The 18282-nt window shown below is 71.4% G+C and carries 16 protein-coding genes and 1 pseudogene; 6 read left to right on the top strand and 11 right to left on the bottom strand.

From position 1 onward, the window contains the following. Positions 1-168: 168 nt before the first annotated feature. A complete protein-coding gene (locus ACWCWD_RS36650; protein WP_450779923.1) occupies positions 169-639 on the bottom strand; it encodes a nitroreductase family deazaflavin-dependent oxidoreductase in 471 nt (156 codons plus the stop codon). Between the two features lie 192 nt (positions 640-831). Here ACWCWD_RS36650 and ACWCWD_RS36645 point away from each other — a divergent pair, with 192 nt between their 5' ends. After that, entirely contained in the window at positions 832-1548 is a 717-nt protein-coding gene (locus ACWCWD_RS36645; protein WP_450779921.1) for a TetR/AcrR family transcriptional regulator, read from the top strand. 3 nt (positions 1549-1551) lie between these two features. Here the strand turns inward: ACWCWD_RS36645 and ACWCWD_RS36640 are convergent, their stop codons facing one another. Genes ACWCWD_RS36640 through ACWCWD_RS36625 form a run of 4 tightly spaced genes read right to left on the bottom strand, consistent with a single transcriptional unit; the run spans position 1552 to position 5558 of the window. Then, entirely contained in the window at positions 1552-2580 is a 1029-nt protein-coding gene (locus ACWCWD_RS36640; protein ID WP_450779919.1) for a LacI family DNA-binding transcriptional regulator, read from the bottom strand. A gap of 49 nt (positions 2581-2629) precedes the next feature. Further along, the gene (locus tag ACWCWD_RS36635; protein ID WP_450779917.1) at positions 2630-3547 is read right to left on the bottom strand and encodes an ATP-binding cassette domain-containing protein; all 918 of its coding nucleotides are present in this window, start codon (positions 3545-3547) and stop codon (positions 2630-2632) included. Next, positions 3544-4539, bottom strand: a complete 996-nt coding sequence (locus ACWCWD_RS36630) for an ABC transporter permease (RefSeq protein ID WP_450779915.1) — start codon at positions 4537-4539, stop codon at positions 3544-3546. Before ACWCWD_RS36630 ends, ACWCWD_RS36635 begins: the two co-directional genes overlap by 4 nt. A gap of 5 nt (positions 4540-4544) precedes the next feature. Continuing rightward, a complete protein-coding gene (locus ACWCWD_RS36625; protein WP_450779913.1) occupies positions 4545-5558 on the bottom strand; it encodes a substrate-binding domain-containing protein in 1014 nt (337 codons plus the stop codon). Positions 5559-5834: 276 nt separating this feature from the next. Between ACWCWD_RS36625 and ACWCWD_RS36620 the strand changes: the two genes are divergently transcribed. After that, entirely contained in the window at positions 5835-6848 is a 1014-nt protein-coding gene (locus ACWCWD_RS36620) for a carbohydrate kinase family protein (protein ID WP_450779911.1), read from the top strand. A 136-nt stretch (positions 6849-6984) separates the two neighbouring features. Beyond that, positions 6985-9411, top strand: a complete 2427-nt coding sequence (locus ACWCWD_RS36615) for a glycoside hydrolase family 32 protein (RefSeq protein WP_450779909.1) — start codon at positions 6985-6987, stop codon at positions 9409-9411. Between the two features lie 62 nt (positions 9412-9473). On the opposite strand, the gene ACWCWD_RS36610 is transcribed toward ACWCWD_RS36615, so the two are convergent. Together ACWCWD_RS36610 and ACWCWD_RS36605 are read right to left on the bottom strand one after the other, a co-directional pair. Further along, entirely contained in the window at positions 9474-10220 is a 747-nt protein-coding gene (locus tag ACWCWD_RS36610) for a maleylpyruvate isomerase family mycothiol-dependent enzyme (protein WP_450779907.1), read from the bottom strand. A 210-nt stretch (positions 10221-10430) separates the two neighbouring features. After that, the gene (locus tag ACWCWD_RS36605; protein ID WP_450779905.1) at positions 10431-11696 is read right to left on the bottom strand and encodes an MFS transporter; all 1266 of its coding nucleotides are present in this window, start codon (positions 11694-11696) and stop codon (positions 10431-10433) included. Between the two features lie 121 nt (positions 11697-11817). Between ACWCWD_RS36605 and ACWCWD_RS36600 the strand changes: the two genes are divergently transcribed. Next, positions 11818-13032, top strand: a complete 1215-nt coding sequence (locus tag ACWCWD_RS36600; RefSeq protein WP_450779903.1) for an ROK family protein — start codon at positions 11818-11820, stop codon at positions 13030-13032. Positions 13033-13231: 199 nt separating this feature from the next. Here ACWCWD_RS36600 and ACWCWD_RS36595 read toward each other — a convergent pair whose 3' ends face one another. Both ACWCWD_RS36595 and ACWCWD_RS36590 read right to left on the bottom strand, forming a co-directional pair. Continuing rightward, on the bottom strand, positions 13232-13756 hold the full coding sequence (locus ACWCWD_RS36595) for an ATP-binding protein (RefSeq protein ID WP_450779902.1): 525 nt from the start codon (positions 13754-13756) through the stop codon (positions 13232-13234). Between the two features lie 504 nt (positions 13757-14260). Beyond that, positions 14261-14578 (bottom strand): hypothetical protein, encoded by a 318-nt coding sequence (locus tag ACWCWD_RS36590; protein ID WP_450779900.1) that lies wholly within the window; start codon positions 14576-14578, stop codon positions 14261-14263. A 262-nt stretch (positions 14579-14840) separates the two neighbouring features. On the opposite strand from ACWCWD_RS36590, the gene ACWCWD_RS36585 reads away from it, so the two are divergent. Further along, positions 14841-15974 (top strand): PLP-dependent cysteine synthase family protein, encoded by a 1134-nt coding sequence (locus tag ACWCWD_RS36585; protein WP_450779898.1) that lies wholly within the window; start codon positions 14841-14843, stop codon positions 15972-15974. A gap of 188 nt (positions 15975-16162) precedes the next feature. Here the strand turns inward: ACWCWD_RS36585 and ACWCWD_RS36580 are convergent, their stop codons facing one another. Further along, positions 16163-16621, bottom strand: a complete 459-nt coding sequence (locus tag ACWCWD_RS36580) for an SRPBCC family protein (RefSeq protein WP_450779897.1) — start codon at positions 16619-16621, stop codon at positions 16163-16165. A gap of 156 nt (positions 16622-16777) precedes the next feature. Continuing rightward, the gene (locus tag ACWCWD_RS36575; protein WP_450779895.1) at positions 16778-17644 is read right to left on the bottom strand and encodes a DeoR/GlpR family DNA-binding transcription regulator; all 867 of its coding nucleotides are present in this window, start codon (positions 17642-17644) and stop codon (positions 16778-16780) included. Between the two features lie 246 nt (positions 17645-17890). On the opposite strand from ACWCWD_RS36575, the pseudogene ACWCWD_RS36570 reads away from it, so the two are divergent. Continuing rightward, a pseudogene (locus ACWCWD_RS36570) lies at positions 17891-18214 on the top strand (hypothetical protein); the annotation flags it as partial. Positions 18215-18282 lie beyond the last annotated feature (68 nt).

Here is an 18282-nt window from a genome sequence, read left to right as displayed (position 1 = left end):
GGTGTACGACAACCGGCACACGCGCCTGACGAAGTGGCTGAATGACGGCGTTCCGCCGGCCCAGGTCGCGACTCCGGCCCACGGATGGTTGTGCCGTTTCTCCGCGTCCGTGGCACCTACACCTGCGGCGCTGGACCAGCGGCCCGGGCGTCATCCGGACGAAAGGCCCTACCGGGCTTTCCGCTCCTCCACCGTGATCCGGAAGACCGGGTGGTCGGGGCAGGCCGCCAGCAGCTCCGCGTCCGTCGACGTGGCGGTGATGCCCTGGAAGTACTGGTTCACCTCCCAGCCCCAGCGCTCCAGATAGGCGCGGACGACGCGTACCTTCTGCGCGTCGTCCGCGATCTCCACCGCGGTGAAGGCGCGCGTCCTGCGCCCCACCCGCAGCTCACCGCCGCCTGCCGCCCGCATGTTGCGCACCCACTGGGAGTGGCCGCGGGCCGAGACCAGGTACTGCTCGCCGTCGTGGACGTGCGGATTCACCGGTACGCGCTGCATCCTGCCGCTCTTGCGCCCCCGTACGGACATCTCCGCCGCGCCCATGAGGCTGAAGCCGTGGCGGGCGAGCCACCCGACCGCGCTGTTGAAACGGGTGCTGATCGCACCGGCTCTGAAGTAGTACGGCTGTGCCTGCGACATGGTGTCCCCAGTCCCTGAGCGCGAAAGTTCCTGAGTGCGAAGGTCCCCGAGTGCGAACCGGTCCGTCTTCGCCGGGCTTCCCCGAGAGCGGTGCTCTCTGTTGAGATCAGTGTGCTCCCGAGGGGTCGGCTTTTGCAAGAGCAGTGCTCTCGTTTCTGTCCAGTGATCCACCCGCATGGCAGAATGGGCGTCATGAGTGCCATCAAAGGAGCCAGGGAACGCGCCCGTACCGAGATCACGGCCGCCATCAAGGACGAGGCGAGAGCGCAGCTCGCGGCGGAGGGGGCCGCCAGGCTCTCGCTGCGTGCCGTCGCCCGCGAGCTGGGCATGGTCTCCTCGGCGCTCTACCGCTACTTCCCCAGCCGCGACGAGCTGCTGACGGCGCTGATCATCGATGCCTACGACGCCATCGGTGAAGCCGCCGAGAAGGCGGGCCGCGCCGCCGCCTCCCCGGACGGCTCACCCGCCACCGCCTGGACGGCCGCCGCCTGCGCCGTACGCGAATGGGCCCTCGCCCACCCCCACGAGTACGCCCTGATCCACGGCTCGCCCGTCCCCGGCTACGTGGCACCCCAGGACACCGTCGGCCCGGCCTCCCGGGTCGGCATGGTCCTCATCGGCCTGATCCGCGAGGCCCACCGGGGCGAGGGCGTCACCACGCCGCCGCTCTCCGCCGCGCTGCGCCCCGAGGCGGTCCGGATGGCGGCCGAACTCGCCCCGGACCTCCCGCCGGCCAACGCCGCCGCACTCGTCATCGCCTGGGCCCAGCTCTTCGGACTCGTCTCCTTCGAGGTCTTCGGCCAGTTCAACGGGGTGGTGGTGGACCGGGAGGCGCTGTTCCGCCAGGCTGCCGACGGGCTCGCGCACTCGGTGGGCCTCAAGACGCCCGGAGCGCTTCCCGGAGAGTGAGGATCACCCGCGGACAGGGGCGGGAAGTTCGCCGGAACCGCGGGGCACCAGAAGCGTCTCTACCATCACGGTGCGCCCCCGGGAGCGGTCCCCGTCGAGGCGTTCGATGGCGAGGGCCCCCGCCAACTCGCCCATGGCCGCGGGGTTCTGGGCGACGACCGTGAGCCCGGGATCGAGGATGGCGGCCATGGGCACGTCGTCGAAGGCGACGACCGCGACGTCCTTGCGGCGGCTGCGCGAGACCTCGGTCAACACGCCGATCGTCATGACGTTGTTGCCCGACAGCAGCGCGGTCGGCGGGTCGGAGAGAGCGAGCAGCCGGGCCGTCGCCGCCGCCGCTCCTTCCGGGTCGTGGGCGTCGGCGACCAGCGCCCGGTCGTAGGGCAGTTCAGCCTCGGCGAGCGCCGCGCGATAGCCGGCTATTCGCTCGCGGCGGGTGTACAGGCGGGCCGGCAGATCGCCGATGAAGCCGATCCGGCGGTGTCCGCGGGCGATCAGGTGGGCGACGCCCTCCCGCGTACCGGAGCGGTTGGAGCTGACCACCGTATCGGCGGTGAGGCCGCTGCCGGGCCTGTCGAGGAAGACGACGGGCATCCCGGCCGCCCGGTGCGTCTTGAGGTGGGAGTGGTCGGCGCCCACCGCGGGCGCGACCATCAGGACGCTGACCCGGCGGGCCAGAAACGTGCGGATCAGGGCATGTTCGCGCTCCGGGTCGTCGTCGGACGAGCCCATCAGGAGCGTCAGCCCGCGACCGCGCACGGCCTCCTCGATGCCCCCCGCGACCGCGCCGAAGAACGGGTTGCCGAGGTCCGGCACCACCAGCCCGACGGTGGTGTCGGGGCCGCCCACCCGGATGCTCCTGGCCATCAGGTTGGGCTGGAAGCCGAGCTTCGCCACGGCGGCCAGAACGCGCTTCCTGGTCTCCGGGGAGCTGGGGCCGTCCTCGTTGAGGACCCGGGAGACCGTTTTGGCGCTGACGCCGACCTCACGGGCGACGTCAGCGAGGGTCGGTCTGCGGGACGACGATGCCATGGACCACCTTTTTCTGGAGGGCGTCCCCTCGGACGCCGGGGACGGCGGGTCAGCTCCCCCGCACTCCGGCTGCCGAGGCGGCGTCACTGTCCGCCACGACCGTACCCCCGTCCGGACGCACGCTGAGCGCGCCGGTCATGATGGCCACGACTTCCGCCATGGAGTAGTCCGAAGGCCTGATCACGGCCTCGCGCCGGCCGAGCCGGTGGACGTGCACCCGGTCGGCGATCTCGAAGACGTGCGGCATGTTGTGGCTGATGAGGATCACCGGCACCCCCTTGTCGCGGACCCGGCGGATCAGGTCGAGCACCTGCCCCGACTCCTTCACCCCCAGTGCGGCCGTCGGCTCGTCCATCACCACGACGCTGCGGGCCCAGGCGGCGGCCCGGGCGACGGCGACGGCCTGCCGCTGACCACCGGAGAGCGTCTCCACGGGCTGGGACAGCGAGCCGATCTTGACCTTGAGTTCGGCCAGGTGCGCGGCCGCCTCCTGGCGCATCGCCTTCTTGTCGAGCATGCGCAGCACCGAGCCGAGCACGCCCGGGCGGCGGATCTCCCGGCCGAGGAACATGTTGGAGGCGATGTCCATGGACGCGGCGACGGCGAGATCCTGATACACCGTCTCGATGCCGCGCGCCCGGGCGTCCTGCGGTCCGCCGAACCTGATCGGCTCGCCGTGCAGCCGGATCTCCCCGGCATCGGGCACCAGAGCGCCGGTGAGCGCCTTGATCAGGCTCGTCTTGCCGGCGCCGTTGTCACCGATGACGGCCAGTACCTCACCGGGCATGAGCTCGAAGTCGGCCTCGTCGATGGCGGTCACGTGCCCGTAGCGCTTGACCAGCCCGCGGGCGCTGAGCACCGGGGTGGGGCCGCCGTCCGGTGCGGCCGGCGTCGCGGACGCGGCAGGCTGCGGGGCGGTGTCCGCCCTGTACGCCGCCGGGTCCCGGGGCGAGTCCGGGTGGGTCATCGGTTCCCCTTGCGCGAGAGCTGGTCGACGGTGACCGCGAGGATCACCAGCACGCCGGTGACCAGGGTCTGGTAGACGGACGAGACGCCCATCAGCTGGAGGCCGTTGCGGAACACACCGACGACGAGTACGCCGACCAGGGTGCCGAGCACCGTGCCCCGGCCTCCGAACAGGCTCGTGCCGCCGAGTACGACCGCTGTGATGCTGTCGAGGTTGTCGGTCTGGCCCGCCTGCGGATCGCCGACGCCGGTACGGGACACCAGTAGCAGAGCCGCGATCCCGTAGACCAGACCCGCGATCGTGTAGACGCCCACGGTGAGCCGGGAGACACGGATGCCGCTGAGCCGGGCGCTCTCCGCGCTGTTGCCGAGGGCGTAGAGGTGCCTGCCCCAGGCGGTGCTGCTCAGCGCGTAGGCGAAGCCGAGGAAGAGCGCGATGGTGACCAGCGAACCGTAGGTGACGTCCGTCCGGCCCAGCGGAAAGGTCCGGCCCAGTACGGTGAGCGGTCCGGGAAGGCCGGTGACCGTCTGCTCCTCGGAGTAGATGTGGGTCAGGGCGAAGGCGACGTTGAGCATCCCCAGCGTCACGATGAACGGCGGCAGCGGCACGACGCGCACCAGGACCCCGTTGAGCAGGCCGAACCCCGCGCAGGCCAGGATTCCGAGGGCGATGGCGAGCAGCGGCGGCAGTGGACCGTTCACGGCCAGCTTGGCGATGAGGATGCCGCCGAACGCCATGACGGCGCCGCAGGAGAGGTCGATCCCGGCGGTGAGGATGATCAGCGTCTGCCCGATGGCGAGGGTGCCGACCACCATGACCTGCTGAAGGATCAGCGAGAAGTTGCCGCCGGACAGGAACTGGTCGGTGGCAGTGGAGAAGAACACCGACGCGAGGACGAGGGCCGCGAGAGGACCGGCCGCCGGTGAGGAGAGGAGCCGGCGCAGCGCGGCCGGCCCGTCGGCGCGGACGGCGAGCGGAGCGGAAGTGGTCACGCGGCTCAGCCCCAGCAGTTCTCGAGTCCGAAGCCGGTGTCCTCGGACTCGGCTCCGGTCTGCGGCTCGTCGGTGATGAGCTGGACACCGGTGTCGGTGTAACCGGAGGTCTTCTTGCCGGTCTTGGCGTACTCGGCGACCGCCTTCACGCCGTCGGCGGCCATCTTCAGGGGGTACTGCTGGGAAGTGGCCGCGATCCTGCCGTCCTTGACCGCCCGCACCCCGGTGCAGCCGCCGTCGATCGCGACGATCATGACGTCCTTCTCGCGGCCCTTGGCCTTGATGGCGGTGTAGGCGCCGAGCGCGGCCGGTTCGTTGATCGCGTACACCAGATTGATGCCGGGCTCCTTCTGCAGGCACGTCTCCATGGCGGTCTGCCCCTTGGCCTGGTCGCCGCCGGTGTCCTGGGAACAGACGATCGACGGGTCGGAGGCGTCGATGCCGAAGCCCTTGACGAACCCGTCGTGCCGTTGGACGCCCACCGACACACCCGGGGCGAGGTCCATGGTGGCGATCTTCACCGGCTTGCCGCCCATCGCGGCCTTGGCGTAGGCGCCGATCAGCTCACCGGCCTTCACGTTGTCGGTGGCGAACAGCGCGTCGACGGCGGACTGCGGCTCCGGCGGCGTGTCCAGGGCGATGACGAGCACGCCCTTGGCCCGGGCCTTCGCGATCGCGGGGACGATGGCCTTGGAGTCGTTGGGGGTGATCAGTACTCCCTTGACCCCGGCGGCGACCATGTTCTCCAGCGCGGTGATCTGCCCGGCGTTGTCCCCGTCGAACTTTCCCGCAGCGGTGGTCAGTTCGGCGTTGGCGCTCTTGGCCGCCTGTTCGGCGCCCTGCTTCATCTTCACGAAGTACGGGTTCGTGTCCGTCTTGGTGATCAGTCCGACCTTCACCTTGCCCCCGGACGAGGAACCACCGGCGGAGGTGGTACCGGAACCGGATCCACAGGCGGCCAGGGACAGGGCGAGGCCGACGGCGCCGATGGCGAGGGCCGGTTGGGCTCTACGGGGCATGGTGTGACTCCTGGGGAAGCGGTGGACGCCGGCAGCCGAGTGGTGCCGGAAGGGTGCTCTCTTCGGGGTGTCATCGTTGACACATGTCATCGTTGACACCGCATGCGGAGGATGATGGACTCCCGGTCCGGCGGCGTCAATGCCTTGCGCTGAAAAGCGAGTTGACCGAACAGAAGGCCGATCCGCGATGCCGCGCCCCCGGACGCCACCCAGGGCCCGCGTGGCGGACGCCGCCGCGCAGGCCCGATTCCACGTCCCACCTGGAGGGTTCACCACATGCAGACACCGCGTCAGGTCACCGTGCTGGGAGAGTGTGTCGCCGACCTCTTCGCCGACCCCGGACCCGCCCTCCCGCACACCGGTGCGTCGAGCCCGGTTCCGTATCAGCAGGGCATGACCCTGCGCGTCCTGCCCGGCGGTGGTCCCGCCAACACCGCCGTGGGGCTGGCCCGTCTCGGCACGCCGACCCGGTTGATGGCCCGGTTGTCCGGCGATGTCTTCGGCCGCCTGTTCCGCGCCCACCTGCTGGAGTCGGGGGTCGATCTGTCGGACGCGCCGACCGCCGCCGAGCCGAGCACGCTCGCGGTCGCCGACGTCGACGCGGGCGGGGTCGCCTCGTACTCCTTCCACGCCGAGGGCACCGCGGACTGGCAGTGGACGCGGGCGGAGCTGGCCGCCGGTGAGCTGCGTGACTCGGCCTGTGTGCACACCGGTTCGCTCGCGCTGGTCCGTGGGCCAGGCGATCTCCTGGTGGAGGAGTTGCTGGCCGCGGCGCGGCTCCGCTCCACGGTGAGCATCGACCCCAACGTCCGGCCCGCGCTGGTCGATCCGGAGACGTACCGCGACCGGCTCCCCGGATGGTGCGCGGTGGCGGACATCCTGCGGCTGAGCCAGGACGACCTCGACGCGGTCGCCCCGGACGTCACGGTCGAGGCGGCCTGCGACGGCTTCCACGCGGCGGGCGCCCGGCTGGTGGTGGTCACCCTCGGCGCGCACGGAGCGCTCGCCTCGCTCGACGGCCGGCGGATCTCCGTACCCGGTGTGCCCACCCGGGTGGTCGACACGGTCGGTGCCGGGGACGCCTTCACCGCCGGACTTCTGCACCATCTCGGGGAGCACGGGCTGCTGGGCGGCCGGCTCGAACGGCTGACCCCGGCCGAGGTCGCGGCGGCCTGTGCGTACGCGGTCCGGGTGGCGGCCCTGACCTGCGCCGTCGCCGGACCCAACCCGCCGTGGGCGCACCAGATGGAACCGGAGCCCAGCACCACGGGGGCCGGGAGCCTCTCCTGACGGGCCGGAACGGATCCTGTTCGGAGCGTTGACGGGCTCCCGGCCGGGGCCCATCATCTGTCATCGATCGGGTGTCATCGATGACAGATGTCAACGATGACACTCATTCGCCTCCCTGCAGAGAGAGTGGGTTCACATGCGCCGAAGAGTCGGGGCGCTGTTCGTCGCGCTGATGACGAGTCTGGCCGCGGGCCTGGTCGCGCTGGTTCCGAGCGCCCCTGCGGCGGCCGGGACCACCGGGGACTATCCCGAGTTCCCGTATCCGACGACCACGTACAGCGAGCCGCTGCGCGGGCAGTTCCACTTCAGCTCGCAGTCGGGCTGGATGAACGACCCGAACGGACTGGTGTACGCGAACGGGGTCTACCACTTCTTCTACCAGCACAACCCGCACGGCCTGGCCTGGGACACCATGCACTGGGGGCACGCCACCAGCCCCGACCTGGTGCACTGGACCCAGAAGCCGATCGCGCTGGAGCCCGACGTGCACCCCGGCACCCTCTTCTCCGGGGGCGGGGTCGTCGACAAGGACAACACCTCCGGGCTGAAGACCGGATCCCTCGATCCGATCGTGGTGTTCTCCAACACCGACGGCGTCAGCGTGTTCTACAGCAACGACAACGGCCAGACCTTCCAGGCGTACGACAAGGGCCGCAAGCAGATCCAGATACCCGACGAGAGCCGCGACCCCAAGGTCTTCTGGGACGCGGCCCGCCACCGCTGGGCCATGGTCGTCTGGTCGAACGAGGGCGGCAACGGGGTGAGCATCTACACCTCGCCGAACCTGCTGAAGTGGACCTTCGCCAGCCGCTTCAAGGCCCCCTGGCTCTTCGAATGCTCCGACATGTACCCCCTCGCCCTCGACGGAAAGACCGGCGAGCAGCGGTGGGTCCTCACCTCCGCCTCCAGCCAGTACGTCGTCGGATCCTTCGACGGCACGACGTTCAGCACCGACTGGACCGGCCCGCAGCAGATGGACCAGGGCACGACCTACGCCGGCGGCAGCTTCTACGCCGCGCAGACCTTCACCAACGCGCCGGACGGCCGCACGGTCCAGATGGCCTGGCAGGGCGGCAACCGCGGCAGCACCTGGACCGGCAACGCGACCTTCCCGGTGTCACTCGCCCTCGTCAGTACGGCGGACGGGCCCCGGATCACCCGTACCCCGATCGCCGAACTCGCCTCGCTGGGCTCGGAGACCCGGAGCTGGAAGAACGAGACGGTCGCCGCGGACAAGGGCGGCAACCTCTTCGGCGACATCAAGGCCGACACCTACGAGATCACCGCGCAGTTCGACGTGAAGGGCGCGAGTGCGGACCGCTTCGGCTTCGACCTGCACGCCCGGTCCGACGGCACCGCCGACCGCAGCGTGGTCTACGACACCAGGGCGCAGACCCTCCAGGGCAAGCCGCTCAAGCCGGTGAACGGCAAGGTCACCATGCGACTCCTGGTGGACCGGGGCCAGTTGGAGACGTTCGCCGACGGCGGACGGTACTCCCTCTCCGACAACGCCGACTTCGACTCCGCGGCCGACAGCCAGGGCATCCGGCTCTTCGCCACCGGCGGCAAGGTGAAACTGGACAGCGCGACGTTCACCCGCCTCAACACCAGCTGGGGCACGGACCAGTCGACCCTTCTCAGCAACCTGAAGGGGCCCTGGCACGCGGCCGGCGGCGCCTGGAGCGACGTCAGCACGGGCAAGCGCGCCACCACCAGTGGCGACGGCTTCTACATGAGCGCGGAGAGCGGCAGCGACGCGGTCTACCAGGGTGACATCTCGCTGGACACCGCACACGCCGGCGGCCTGACCTTCCGCGCGAACGCCGCGGGCGCCGGCTACACGGCGACCCTCGACACCAGTGGTGTGGTCAAACTCTGGCGCCCCGGCAAGGACATCGCCGTCCACACGGCACCGGTCTCCGCCGGCCGCACCTACCACCTGAAGGTACGGACCGACGGCTCCCGCATCCGGGTCTGGCTCGACAACGCCACCGACCCCGTCATCGATGCCACCGACACCACCTACACCAGCGGCCTGTTCGGCGTGAACGTGTACGACGGCACGGCGACGGTGCAGAACCTGAACACCGGCGCGGCGGGCTTCTCCGCCTTCCCGGCGGGAAGCTGGACACCGCACGGCGGCAACTGGACGGTCACCCCCGCCGGGCTGAGAGGGGTCTCCGGCCAGAACGGCTTCTATCTCAGCGACCGCTCAGGCACCGACTTCACCTACGAGGGCGACCTGTCCGTCACCAACGGCACGGCCACCGGCCTGACGTTCCGCGCGAACACCGGCGGCGCCGGGTACACCGCGAACATCGACACCAGCGGCGTGGTCAAACTCTGGCGCCCCGGGAAGGACATCGCCACCTACGCCACCCCTGTCGTCGAGGGCCGTACCTACCACCTGAAGGTGCGGACGGACGGTACCCGTATCCGGGTCTGGTTCGGGGGCGGTGCCGATCCCGTCATCGACGCTACCGACGACGCCTACACCGGCGGGCTGTTCGGCGTGAACGGCTTCGCGGCGAACACCGTCGCGCAGAACCTGACCGTCGGCTGACCGGCCGTGGCCTTCCCGGAGCCCGCGTCCGTGCCGGGCGCCGGGAAGGTCCCCCGTCCACGTCACCAGGTGATGGCGGACTTCTCCGACCAGAGCCGCGCCAGGGCCTCGTCGCCTTCGAGGGCGACCGAGGAGAGCGGCAGGCGGTTCCACAGGGCCAGGTAGAGGGACTCCGCGCTGCCGCTCACCACACAGTCGGCGACGGCCTCGCGGCCGTCGTCGCGTACCGCGCGCGGCGGTTCGGCCGAGAGGCGGACCGTCCAGGCGGCACCGGCGTCGACCGCGTGCACCCGCAGGACGCGCCGGGCCCCGGTCCGTACCCGGCTCTTGGCGCGGGCGTGGAAACCGGTCAGCAGCTCGTCGATGCCGTCGAGCGCGCGGACCGTGCCCACCGGTGAGTACGAGGCTCCGAGCGCCGATTCGGCGTCCACCCGGTGGACCGTCGTCTCGTGCAGCTGGCGGCGGGCCCAGAACGCCGACCCCGAGGCCGCCGGCATGAACGTCCAGCAGGCGAGGTCGCGGGGAGCGGCGTCCAGAGCCGCCACCAGACCCCGGTGCCCGTCGGCGAACCAGTCCAGCAACTGTTGCCCGTCCAGGTCGGGTTCGCCCTCGTCGTCGACGTACCCGGTGTGCCCCTCGGCGACGAAGGCCGTCGCCCAGCGGTGCACCATGCCGGTGTGACGCAGCAGGTCGCGCACCCGCCAGTCGGGGCACGTCGGCACGGGGGCGTCCGTCCCCGCCCGCTCCGCCGCCGCGGCGAGCAACCGGCCTTCGGTGTCGAGCTGTGTGATCTGTTCGGACATGTCCATGGCGCAGATTCTGGCAGGGCCGAGGGCGAGGACGGCGACCTTCTCACCTGCTGGAACCGACGGGATTCCGCTTCGGGGCGAGCGCTGGGACGCGGAGGAATTCCTCCGCGTCCCGGTACTGCGAGGCGGTGCTGCGAGCCGCTACCGCGCCCCTGTACTGCGAGGCGGTCCTGCGAGGCGGCCCTTCGCCCCGGTACGACGACGCGGTCGTCAGGCGGTGCCCGGCGATGCGGTGCGGGAGGCGTATCCGAGTACGGCGGCCGCGGCGGCGAGCAGGGCCACCGTGGTCAGGGCCATCGGCAGCGAGAGCCAGTCGGCGAGGAAGCCGATGACGGGCGGTCCCATCAGCATGCCGCCGTAGCCGAGGGTGGATGCGGCGGCCACACCGCCGGGACCCGCCAGGGCGCCCGCCCTCCCGACCGCGACCGGGAAGATGTTGGCCAGTCCGAGCCCTGCCACGGCGAAGCCTGCGAGCGCCAGGAGGACCGTGGGGGCGAGCGAGCCCAGCAGCATGCCCGCCGCGGCGGCGCTGCCGCCGAACACCAGCGTCCGTGTCTGGCCGAAACGTTCCAGCAGGGAGGTACCGGTGAGCCGGCCGATCCCCATGGCCAGGGCGAACAGCGAGTAGCCGGCGGCCGCCGTACCCGGCGTGGCGTGCAGATCCTGGGTGAGGTGCAGCGCACTCCACTCCGCGAGCGCGCCCTCGCCGTACGCGGTGCAGAGCGCGATCACGCCGAACAGGGCGACCACGCGGCGGACGGCCGGGCTCATGCGGGGCGAGGAGGCGCGGGTGCCCGCCGCGGTGGGCGCGGAACCCGCGGAAGGCGCGGTGGAACCGGAACCGGAAGCGCTCGCCGCGTCCGGGGTGTTCCGGAGCATGACCGGCCCCGCGACCGCGGTGACCAGCAGGCCGGTCGCGGCGAGCAGGGTCAGGTGGGCGACGGGGGAGAGATGACCGGCGGCGACTCCGCCGATCCCCGCACCGGCCATGCCGCCGAAGCTGAACGCGGCGTGGAAGCTGGGCAGTACGGGCCGGCGGATGGCGGCGACGAGGTCCACCGCCGCGCTGTTCATGGCGACGTTCATCCCGCCGTAGGCGGCGCCGAAGACCAGCAGCAGAAGTCCGAGCGTCAGCGCCGAACCGGCGTGCGCGGGCAGGGCGATGCTCAGGGAGAGCAGGATGCCGCACCCGACGGCGACCCGGTGGCTGCCGAAGCGGTGGCAGAGCCGGCCGGTGAGGACCATCGTGATCACCGCACCCGCCGAAACCCCGAGCAGTGCGAGCCCGAGCGAGGAGGCGGAAGCGCCGATGTGGTGCTTGATGGCCGGGATGCGTACGACCCAGCCTGCGAAGAGGAAACCGTCGAGAGCGAAGAACGCGGTCAGCGCGGTGCGGAGCCGGACCGCGGAGGGTGGGGCGGTGTCTCCGCCGTGACCCCCCGTTCGGACCGTCCGCAGTTTGTTTAGGTGCGGCACAAACTCAGCATAGGGGCGTGCCCGGGGCAGGCACAAGACGCACGCGGACGTGACCCGCAGCACGTCGTGACCTGGTGCCGAAGCGTCAGAGACGCCTCCGGATCGTGGGAGACTCGCCCCCATGAACGGCAAGGTGTCCACCACGCGGACGAAGCTGGAGAGGGGCCGCAGCGCGCTCGGGCCGGCCCTGGAACTGGTGCACACGGGGCGCGCGCCCACCCGTGCCGTGCTGACCTCGGAACTGGGCGTCACCCGCGCCACCGCGGGCGCGGTCGCGGCCGAACTGGAAGCGCTGGGACTCATCAGGGTCGATTCCAGCCCCGGTTCGGCCGCCGGTTCGCAGGGCCGCCCCTCGCACCGGCTGTCGGTGCGCGAGACCGGCCCCGTCGTACTCGCCGCCCAGGTCCACTCCGACGGTTTCCGTGCCGCGCTGGTCGGTCTCGGGGGCCGGATCGTCGCCACCGCACCAGGCTGCGGCACCGTCATGGCCGACCCCGCCCAGGTGCTCGGCGAAGTGGTGGACGCGGGCGCGCAACTGCTGCGCGGCAGCGGGCTGCGCTGCGTGGGCGCCGGACTCGCCGTCCCCTCGGCCGTGGCCGAGCCGGAGGGAACGGCCCTGAACCCGATGCACATCGCCTGGCCCGCCGGCGCCCCGGTACGCGAGATCTTCCGCTCCTGCGTGCGTGAAGCGGGCATCGAGGGACCGGTGTTCACCGGAAACGACGTCAACCTCGCGGCGCTGGCGGAACATCGGCACGGCTCCGGGCGCGGTGCCCAGCATCTGCTCTGCGTGGCCACCGGCCACCGGGGCGTCGGCGGTGCACTGGTACTCGACGGCCGCCTGCACAGCGGGAGTTCGGGGCTCGCGCTCGAGGTGGGACACCTCACGGTGAACCCCGAGGGCCGCGCGTGCCACTGCGGCGGCCGAGGCTGCCTCGACGTCGAGGCGGACCCGCTCGCCTTCCTCCTCGCCGCGGGCCGGACGCCCGGCCCGGAGGAGTCGCTGCTCAAGCAGGCCGGAGATCTGCTGCGTACGGAGTACGGGGACGGGGACGTGCGCCGCGCCGCCGAGGCCCTCATCGACAGGCTGGGACTGGGGCTCGCGGGGCTCGTCAACATCCTCAACCCCGACCGGGTCATTCTCGGTGGCCTGCACCGGGATCTGCTCCAGGCCGACCCCGAGCGGCTGCGGGCCGTCGTTGCCGACCGGAGCCTGTGGGGACGCAGCGGCAGCGTGCCGATCCTGCCGTGCACGCTGACGCACGACAGTCTGGTGGGTGCGGCCGAACTGGCCTGGCAGCCGGTGCTCGACGATCCGCTGACCGTCCTCGTCTGACCCGCGACCGCAAGGCCCTCCCGCATCACGCGGGGCGCCTCCGCATCACGCGGGGCGCCTCCGCATCACGCGGGGCGCCTCCGCATCACGCGGGGCGCCTCCGCATCACGCGGGGCGGCCGGTGTCCGGGGAACGGTGCGGGTTCCCGGCCACCGGCCGCAGGGCAAACGCCTGGTGCGTAAAGGGTTGTGAGCGTCCGTCAGCCGAGGACGGCCGACCGGCTGGGGAACTGCGCCGAGGCTTCCACCGCCCCCGCGTACCGCCCCCCGAACGGGCCGTCGGTCATCGACCCGTACACCGCGAGCGGTGGCAGCACCCTCGTCGCGGTGGACGGGGTGGGCAAGGTGAACCAGACGACCTTGCCCGCCCCGTCGCCGGGACGGACACCCCAGCTCTCGCTGACGGCGGCGATGAGGGCCAGCCCGCGCCCGGACGTCGCGAAGGTGTCCGCCACGTTCACGGAGGGCAATCGCGGGTCGTGGTCGTGGACGGAGACCGTCAGGCGGTCGAGCAGCAGCTCGATGTCGACGGTGCACGACTTGTCCGGTTCCGCATGGCGGTGGACATTGGTGAGAAGTTCGGTGACGCCCAGGGCCGCATGGTCGATCAGAAGATCGAGATGCCAGTAGCGCAGTTGCGCCGAGATGATTCTGCGGACCTGACCGATCCGCGACGGCAGTGCCTGGAGCTCCACCGTGCAGTGCCTGCTTGGCTCGCTGATCACGGCTGCGACTCCCCGAAAGAGGTCCGGAAGAAGACGGAGGAACGGATCCAGCATGTGGCTGGCTGGTGTTTCTGGTCTGCTGTGGTCCGTCGCGGCGGCCTGCCACCTTCAGTCACAGGGTGACCTTCGATGAACCGTCCGTGACGTAAGTTCAGCGTCGCTCAGGGCGACCCGCTCCGCAACTCGCGGCCGTGGGCGCGGCTCCCCGGTGCGGCTCACGGGCAGGACCCATGGGCAGGACCCATGTCGGGACCCATGTCGGGACCCATGGGCAGGGCTCACGGGCGGAGGAGAAAGGCGCCGGACGGATCGTGGCGGACTCCGCCCGGGGAAGCTGCGAAGTCGCCGGACCGCCGGCCTGCTGATGCGCGCGGGATACGGCCTCTCGGAGTGCCGATGCGGCGGTGTGCCGGCGCGGCGGTTCGGGTCCGGCGGTGCGTCGGTATGCCGGGTGCGGCTGCCCCGCTCGTCCGGCGGTGTGCCGGTGCGGCGCGCTCGGCAGGGTCAGCGGTGACGGCAGCCCGCGCTACGCAGCACCTCCAGGAAGTGATGTATCGGTGCCGTGCCGTCCGGCCGCCGGCCGCGCTGTCCCATGGTGAGCCGGTAACGCACGCCGTTGACCCGGGCCACGGCCGAGTCCGTCTGGGAGAACCACCGCTTCCACGCGCTGACCGCTCCCACCGGGGCACTGTCGATCTCCCGGCCGTTGCTCGTGAGGAGAGCGACCCGGCCGTCCTTGACGATCACCTGCCCGGCCCGAGTGAGCGAGCGGGCCCATCGTTCGATCCGTACGCCCCGTGCGCTGAACTCCACGTCGTCCACCGCTCGGTCGCCCCCCTTCGCACATCGACTACTGGAAGGGAGTCTTCCCGTCCCGGCACTGCTTCACGTGCGCGTGTCGGGCTGAATTGCGTGTACGCAAGGTGACGCCGGGCGCCGGGCGTCGCCCAGGTCCGTCCCGTCGACCGGGCTCCGTACCCAAGCAGTTCCTGGGGGAGATCCAAGTCCCTGTTTGTGCAGGTGCGGGGAATATCGTGGGAGGAAGGCGCCACAGGTTCCACGGGCTTCACCAGGAGGATCAGCGATGGGCATCAGCGAGCACGGACGCGACGAAGCGGCTGTCCCGACGATCGACGTCGACCGCAGTGACTCCGCGTACCGGTCGTGGCTCAAAGAGGCCGTGCGCAAGGTGCAGGCCGACGCCAACCGGTCCGCCGACACCCACCTGTTGCGCTTCCCCCTGCCCGAGGACTGGGGCATCGACCTGTATCTCAAGGACGAGTCCACCCACCCGACCGGCAGCCTCAAGCACCGCCTCGCCCGGTCGCTCTTCCTCTACGGGCTCTGCAACGGCTGGATCCGCCCGGGGAAGCCGGTCATCGAGGCGTCCAGCGGCTCGACCGCCGTCTCCGAGGCGTACTTCGCCAAGCTGATCGGGGTGCCCTTCGTCGCCGTGATGCCCCGCACGACCAGTCCCGAGAAGTGCCGTCTGATCGAATTCCACGGCGGCCGCTGTCACTTCGTCGACGACCCCCGGGCGATGTACGAGGAGTCGGCCGCGCTCGCCAGGGAGACCGGCGGCCACTACATGGACCAGTTCACCTACGCGGAACGGGCCACCGACTGGCGCGGCAACAACAACATCGCCGAGTCGATCTACCAGCAACTCCGGCTGGAACGCTACCCGGACCCCGCGTGGATCGTCGCCACGGCCGGTACGGGCGGCACCTCGGCGACCATCGCCCGGTACGTCCACTACATGCAGCACGACACCCGCATCTGCGTCCCCGATCCCGAGAACTCCTGCTTCTTCGACGGCTGGACGCGGCACGACCCGCTGGCGAGCAGCGACTGCGGCTCCCGCATCGAGGGCATCGGCAGACCCCGGATGGAGCCGAGCTTCGTCCCCGGGGCCATCGACCGGATGATGAAGGTCCCGGACGCCGCGAGCGTCGCGACGGTACGCGCCCTGGAGCGGGTGATGGGCCGGCGCGCGGGCGGTTCCACCGGCACCGGGCTCTGGAGCGCCTTCAAGATCATCGCCGAGATGGTGGAGCGCGGCGAGCAGGGCAGTGTCGTCACGCTGATCTGCGACTCCGGCGACCGCTACCTGGACAAGTACTACTCCGACGCGTGGCTGAACGAGCAGGGGCTCGACATCGCCCCCTACGCCGCCGCACTCGACACATTCCTGCGCACCGGAGGCTGGCCCGCCTGACGCCTGACGCCTGACGCCTGACGCCTGACGCCTGACGCCTGACGCCGCCGCGAGGCGATGGCGGCCGGTTCAACCGCCCGGCCCGCCGCGACGCGGCCACGCCCCTCGCGGCGCGGGACGGGCTATGCCCTCGCGGTGCGGGTCGGGCTACGCCCTCAGCGGTGCGGGACGCAGCGGTGCCGGACCCGCTAAGCCCCTCGCGGTGCGCGGGCCGGGGCTTCGAGGAGGCCGTCGAGCACCCGCCCGAACATCCGCCGACCCGCCGCCGTGAGCAGGGGATCGATCCAACGCCCCGGAAGGAAGAGCCGGACGTCCTCCACCCACACCACATGGGAACCGGTCTGGGTCGGCACCACGTCGATCGATGCCCGCCCCCGGACCGTCCGCCCGCGTTTCTCCAGACGGCAGAGCCCCGCACGACCCGCCTCGGGCGGCGTCCAGCGGACCACTTCCATGGGGTCATCGAAGGTGAGCGGGCCGACTCCGGTCCGCGCGACGAAGACCGTGCCGACGCCGGTCCGTGTGCCTGCCGGGACGAGGACCGAGGTGAGCGGCACATGCGCACCGTGCCGCTCCCAGTCGGTCACCCGGCGCCAGGCCTCGGTGGTGGGAAGGGACGTGAATCGTTCGATCCGGAAGACGGCCACCGTCCGATCCTAAGGAGGTGGGCCGCCGGATGCGACGCGTAACGGAATCTCCGGCGAGGAGCCGCTGCCCCGTTCGTACACCCTTCCGGTCCGCGGCCTGCCGTGCGGGCGGTCCTGAGGTGACTCTGCCGAGAAGCGCCAAGATCCCCGACGGAGTCAGGCTCGGACGGTGTCCGGTCCCTCGTCGGGTTCCGTCGCCCCCGCCGGACCCGCGACCAGCAGGCCACCCGGCAGCAGTTCCTCGATCTCCGCCCGCGCCTGCGCAGGCAGTCCCGCGTCCGTCACGAAGGTGTCCACCTCGCCGAGCGTCGCGAAGGAACTCAGCCCGACCGTCCCCCACTTGGTGTGGTCGGCCACCACCACGACCCGGCGTGCGGCCGACACGAACCGCCGGTTGGTCTCGGCCTCCGCCAGATTCGGCGTGGAGAGCCCCGCCTCCTCGGAGATGCCGTGCACCCCGAGGAAGAGCACGTCGAAGTGGAGCGAACCGATGGCGCGGTCCGCCACCGGACCCACGAGCGAGTCGGAGGGGGTCCGTACCCCGCCCGTCAGCACCACCGTGGCCGCGCCCGCGCGGGCCGCGCCGGAGGAGGACGGGCGGTGGGCGTCGTGGAACACGTCGGCGACCCGCACCGAGTTGGTCACCACGGTCAGGTCCGGTACGTCGACCAGCCGCTGTGCCAGCGCGTAGGTCGTCGTACCGCCCGAGAGCGCGATGGCGCTGCCCGGCGCGGCCAGCGCCGCCGCGGCGCGCGCGATGTCCTCCTTGGCGCCCGGCTCCAGGGCCGACTTCGCCTCGAAACCGGGCTCGTGGGTGCTCGTCCCGACGACCGGCACCGCGCCGCCGTGCACCTTTTCGATGACACCCTGGCGGGCCAGCGCGTCCAGATCACGCCGGATCGTCATGTCGGACACGTTGAGGCGTCGGGTCAGTTCGTTGACGCGGACCCCGCCGCGCTTGCGGACCTCGTCGAGGATCAGGGCGCGGCGCTGCTCCGCGAGCAGATTCTGATTCTCGCTCAACGCGGTGTCCGTCCTCTCCTCCGGCCGTACGGCTCCGCGGCACAGCGGAACGCCCGCCCAATCCTCCCATGCGCCGCACCGGCAGGTTCACCGAGGTCCGGACGTGGGGAGATTCGGTGAGAGCCCGTCACGCGACGCCGATCTCGGCGATTCTGTCGGCACGGGTGCCGGTCCTCCCCGAGCTGCTCGGTACCACCCCTTCCACGCCCGCCGGACGGCCGGGCAGACCGGAGAGCGAGTACTCCCTTGGCCCCCGCCCCCCAGGTTCCCCGGCCCGCCGGGATCGCGCTCGAACTGCTCGTCCACGGAGTCGGCGGGACCACGCCGCAGGAGATGCTCGGCGATCCGCGCACGGTGCGGGTGACCGGCGACCTCACCGCCGCGATGTACCGGCGCCCCGAGGACCTGGACGCGGAGGAGCACCCGGAGCGCTACCGCGACCGGCCCGTCGCGGAGGCCTACTGCTGGTCCAACCTGACCTCCGGCAACGGCTCGCGCGCCCTGTGGCTGCTGCTCCTCCCGTTCATGGTCGTCAACCTCGCGCACTGGATGCGACCGGCCGCGCGCGGCTGGCGGTGACCGTCACCCTGCCGGTGTACGGGAAGCTCTCCGACACCTTCGGCCGCAAGCCGGTCCTG

It is taken from the genome of Streptomyces sp. NPDC001493, from assembly GCF_053597235.1.
This window is presented reverse-complemented; position numbering and strand designations above follow the sequence as displayed.